Source organism: Frankia sp. AiPa1, assembly GCF_023243075.1.
Taxonomy (GTDB): Bacteria; Actinomycetota; Actinomycetes; order Frankiales; family Frankiaceae; genus Frankia.
In genome coordinates, this window is sequence record NZ_JALKFZ020000074.1 from 1 (window position 1) to 4,897 (window position 4,897).

Below are 4,897 nucleotides of genomic sequence, written 5' to 3' on the forward strand. Positions count from 1 at the left end.
TCGAGGCGCCGGTGTTCGAGGCGCAGCCGAGGCGGGTCGACCTGCCCACCTACGCCTTCCAGGAACAGCGGTACTGGCTGGAACCGGCGGGGCCCGGGGCCACCGACGTCGCCGCCGCCGGGCTGGACACGGCCGACCATCCTCTGCTCGGCGCCGCCGTCACGGTGGCGAACTCCGACAGCCTGCTGGTCACCGGCCGACTCTCCCTGGCCGAGCATCCCTGGCTCGCCGACCACGCCGTGGCGGGCACGGTGCTGCTGCCGGGTGCGGCGTTCGTGGAACTCGCCGTCCACGTCGGCTCGCAGGTCGGCTGCGGGCGGGTGGAGGACCTGACCATCGCGGCCCCGCTGGTCCTGCCCGTCTCGGGCGCCGTCCGGATCCAGGTGACCGTTGATCCCGCCGACGACTCCGGCCGTCGCGCGGTGTCCTTCTTCTCCCATCCCGATGCCGCCGGTGCCGGTGCCGGTGCCGCTGACCGGGCCTGGCGGCGACACGCGTCCGGCCTGCTCGCGGTGGACACCCGGACGCCGTCGATCGACACCGGGGCCTGGCCACCGGCCGGGGCCGAGCCGATCGGTCACGAGAGCCTCTACGACGACCTGGCCGCGGTCGGCTTCGCCTACGGCCCGGTGTTCCGGGGGCTGCGCGCCGCCTGGCGGCGGGGAGACGAGGTCCTCGCCGAGGTGAGCCTGCCAGCCGAGCACGGACCGGACGCCGGCTCGTTCGGGCTGCACCCGGCGCTGCTGGACGCGGCCCTGCACGCGATGGCGCTCGGCGGACTGCCGAACCCCGGCGAGCGCGACGACGAGACCCGGTTGCCGTTCGCCTGGAGCGGCATCAGCCTGCATGCCGCCGGTGCCACCACGCTGCGGGTGCGACTGGCACCGGCTGGCCGCGACGCGATCAGCCTGCGGCTCACCGACACGGACGGTCAGCCGGTGGCCACCATCGAGTCGCTCGTGCTGCGGGCGGTCGATTCGGCGCGCCCCGCTGGTGGCTCGGCCGCGGTGGATGACCTGTACGAGTTCGGCTGGGTCACGGTGCCGCTCGCCGGCACGAATGGGCCTGCCGGCACGGGTGGGCCTGCCGGCGCGGACTCGGTCCCGTCCACCTGGGCGGTCCTCGGCGCCGACGCGGCGATCAGGCCGGGGTTGCCGGAACTGGCGGAACTGGCGGGGCTGGCGGGGCTGGCGGGAGGCGGCGTCACCGTCGAGCATCACGTCGATCTACCGGCGTTGTCGGCCGCCATCGAGGCCGGGGCACCCCTGCCCGCGGTGGTGTTCGCGCCCTGCCCGTCCCTGAACCCGGGTGCCGGCCTGGCCGGAGACAATCAGGCGGGGGGCGTCCGGGCCGAGGACGTGCGGGCGTCCACCGGTCACGCGCTGCGGCTGGCGCGGCAGTGGCTCGCCGACGACCGCTTCGCCTCCTGCCGGCTGGTCCTGGTGAGTCGGGGAGCCGTCGCGGCCGGGTTCGGCGACCCGCCCGGCGATCCCGGATCGGCGGCGGTGTGGGGCCTGTTCCTGTCCGCTCGCTCGGAGCACCCGGACCGTTTCGCGCTGGTCGACCTCGACGCCGAGCCGGCGTCGTGGCGGCTACTGCCCACCGCGGTGGCGGCGCTGGCCGCCGACGAGCCGCGAATCGTGATCCGCGGGGGCGAGGCCCGGGTCGGCCGGCTGCGGCGCACCGGGGGCGGCGACACGCTCAACCCACCGGCGGCGGACGCCTGGCGGCTGGAAAGCACCGGTAAGGGCACCCTCGCGAACCTGGCGCTGCTGCCCCACCCGCCGGCCTCCCGACCGTTGGCGGGCTTGGAGGTCCGGGTCCGGATGCGGGCGTCCGGGCTGAACTTCCGGGACGCGCTGAACGCCCTCGGGCTCTACCCCGGCGACGCGGGTCCGCTGGGCATCGAGGGTGCCGGGGTGGTCGTGGAGGTCGGCCCGGACGTGACGGACCTGGCCGCGGGGGACGCGGTGATGGGGCTGTTCGCCGGCTCCTTCGCCTCGCTGGCGGTGACCGACCGGCGGATGCTCGCCCGCGTCCCCGCCGGCTGGACGTTCGGCCAGGCCGCGTCCGTGCCGGTCGTCTTCCTGACCGCCTACCACGGGCTCGTCGACCTCGCCGGGCTGCGCGCCGGGCAGTCGGTGCTCGTGCACGCGGCGGCCGGCGGCGTCGGGATGGCCGCCGTCCAGCTGGCCCGTCATCTCGGCGCCGAGGTGTACGCGACGGCGAGTCCCGGCAAGTGGGATGTCCTGCGGGCGATGGGGATCGACGACGATCATCTCGCCTCCTCCCGGGACCTGGATTTCGCCGACCGGTTCCGCGCCGGCTCCGGCGGGGCGGGTGTCGACGTGGTCCTCAACGCGCTCACCGGCGAGTTCGTCGATGTCTCGCTGCGGTTGCTGCCGCGCGGTGGCGCGTTCGTGGAGATGGGCAAGACCGACGTCCGGGATGCGGTGGTCGTCGCCGCGGACCATCCCGGGGTGCGTTACCGCGCGTTCGAGCTGATGGAGGCCGGCTTCGGGCGCGTCCAGGAGCTGTTCGCCGAGATTCTCGCGCTGTTCGAGCGGGGTGTGCTCAGCGCACTGCCGACGCGGTTCGTCGACATCCGCCGGGCACCGGAGGCGTTCCGCTTCCTCAGCCAGGCCCGCCACATCGGCAAGATCGTTCTGACCGCTCCGCCCGCCTCGTCGGTCGCGGGGTGGGATCCGGCGGGCACGGTGCTGATCACCGGGGCCACCGGGACGCTGGGGGCGCTCGTGGCCAGGCACCTTGTCGTGGTCCACGGCGCGCGCCACCTCGTGCTGGTCGGCCGCCGCGGGTCCGCCGCGCCCGGCGCCGCCCGACTGGCGCGGGAGCTGGGCGGGCTGGGTGCCACGGTCACGCTCGCCGCGTGCGACGCCGCCGACCGCGACCAGCTCGCCGCCGTCATCGACGCCATCCCGGCCGGACACCCGCTGACCGCGGTCGTCCACGCGGCCGGTGTGCTCGACGATGGGGTGGTCACGGCGCTCACGCCCGACCGGCTCGACCAGGTGCTGCGGCCGAAGGTGGACGCCGTGCTCAACCTGCACGCCCTCACCGCCGGGCGGGACCTGGCGGCGTTCGTCCTGTTCTCCTCGATCGCCGGGACCTTTGGCGGTCCGGGCCAGGGCAACTACGCCGCCGCGAACGCCTTCCTCGACGCGTTCGCCGAGCGCCGCCGGGCCGCGGGCCTGTTCGCGGTGTCGATGGCCTGGGGACGATGGGCGCCGGGCAGCGACATGACCGGACACCTCGACGACACTGCGCTGCGGCGCATGGACACCGGCGGGCTGCGGCCACTCGACGCCGAGGCGGGGCTGGCGCTGTTCGACGCGGCGGCCGGCGCGCCCACCGCGATGGTCGTCCCGGCCGCGTTCGACCTGGCGGCGATCCGGGCGCAGGCCTCGACCCGGGGCATCCCCGCGCCGCTGCGTGGTCTCGTCCGGCCAGCTCGCCGGGCCGCCGCGGCCGAGGTACGAGCCGATGGTGCCGACGGGCTGCGCCGACGGCTGCTCGGTCTCGGCGAGGCCGACCGGGCCCAGGCTCTGCTCGACCTGGTACGGGCCCAGGCGGCGATCGTGCTCGGTCACGCCCAGCCCGAGGCCGTCGACGCGACGCGGCCGTTCCGGGATCTCGGGTTCGACTCGCTGACGGCGGTCGAGCTGCGCAACCGCCTGGCCGCCGCGGCCGGCCTGCGGCTGTCCGCCACGCTGGTCTTCGACTACCCGACCCCCGTGGCGATGGCCGGGTATCTGCGCACCGAGCTGCTCGGCGACGTCCAATCCGGCGTGCGGCCGGCCCGCGCCGCGGACGCACCGCGCGGCCCGGCCCGCCCCGCGTCGCCTCCCGCCGACGACCCGATCGTGATCGTCGCGATGAGCTGCCGGTATCCGGGTGGGGTGCGCTCGCCGGAGGATCTGTGGGAGCTGGTGGCGGCCGGCGGCGACGGGGTGGGTCCGTTCCCGGCGGACCGGGGTTGGGATCTCGACGCCCTCTACCACCCGGACCCCGACCATCCGGGGACGTCCTACGCCCGCGAGGGCGGCTTCGTCGACGGCTTCAGCCACTTCGATCCGGCGTTCTTCGGGATCTCGCCGCGGGAGGCGTTGGCGATGGACCCGCAGCAGCGGCTGCTGCTGACGACGTCGTGGGAGGCGTTCGAGCGGGCCGGGATCGAGCCGGGAACGTTGCGGGGCAGCCAGACCGGGGTGTTCGTCGGCACCAACAGCCAGGACTACGTGTCGCTGCTGGCCGCCGCGCCGAAGACCGCTGAGGGCTACGTGGCCACCGGCAACGCGGCCAGTGTCGTATCCGGTCGTCTCGCCTACACCTTCGGGCTGGAGGGGCCGGCGCTGACGGTGGACACGGCGTGTTCGTCGTCGCTGGTGGCGCTGCATCTGGCGGTGCGGTCGCTGCGGTCGCAGGAGTGCTCGCTGGCGCTGGTCGGCGGCGTCATGGTGATGTCGACGCCTGGGGGTTTCGTCGAGTTCAGTCGGCAGCGCGGGCTCGCCGCCGACGGACGGTGCAAGGCCTTCGGTGCCGGCGCCGACGGATTCGGCATGGCCGAGGGCGCGGGCGTCCTGCTGGTGGAGCGGATGTCGGACGCGCGCCGGCACGGTCATCCGGTGTGGGCGGTGGTGCGCGGGTCGGCGGTGAACTCCGATGGGGCGAGCAACGGGCTGACCGCGCCGAACGGCCCGTCGCAGCAGCGGGTGATCGACGCGGCGCTGCGCGACGCGGGCCTCGCCGCCGAGGAGATCGACGCCGTCGACGGCCATGGCACCGGCACCGCACTGGGCGATCCGATCGAGGCGCAGGCGTTGTTGGCCACCTACGGACGTGACCGGGACGCGGATCGGCCGCTGTGGGTGGGATC

Annotated in this window: 1 protein-coding gene; it reads left to right on the top strand. The window is 75.1% G+C overall.

Going from position 1 to position 4,897, the window contains the following annotated elements:
* A partial coding sequence (locus MXD95_RS07385; protein WP_250639794.1) for an SDR family NAD(P)-dependent oxidoreductase occupies positions 1-4,897 on the top strand: 4,897 nt, incomplete at both ends.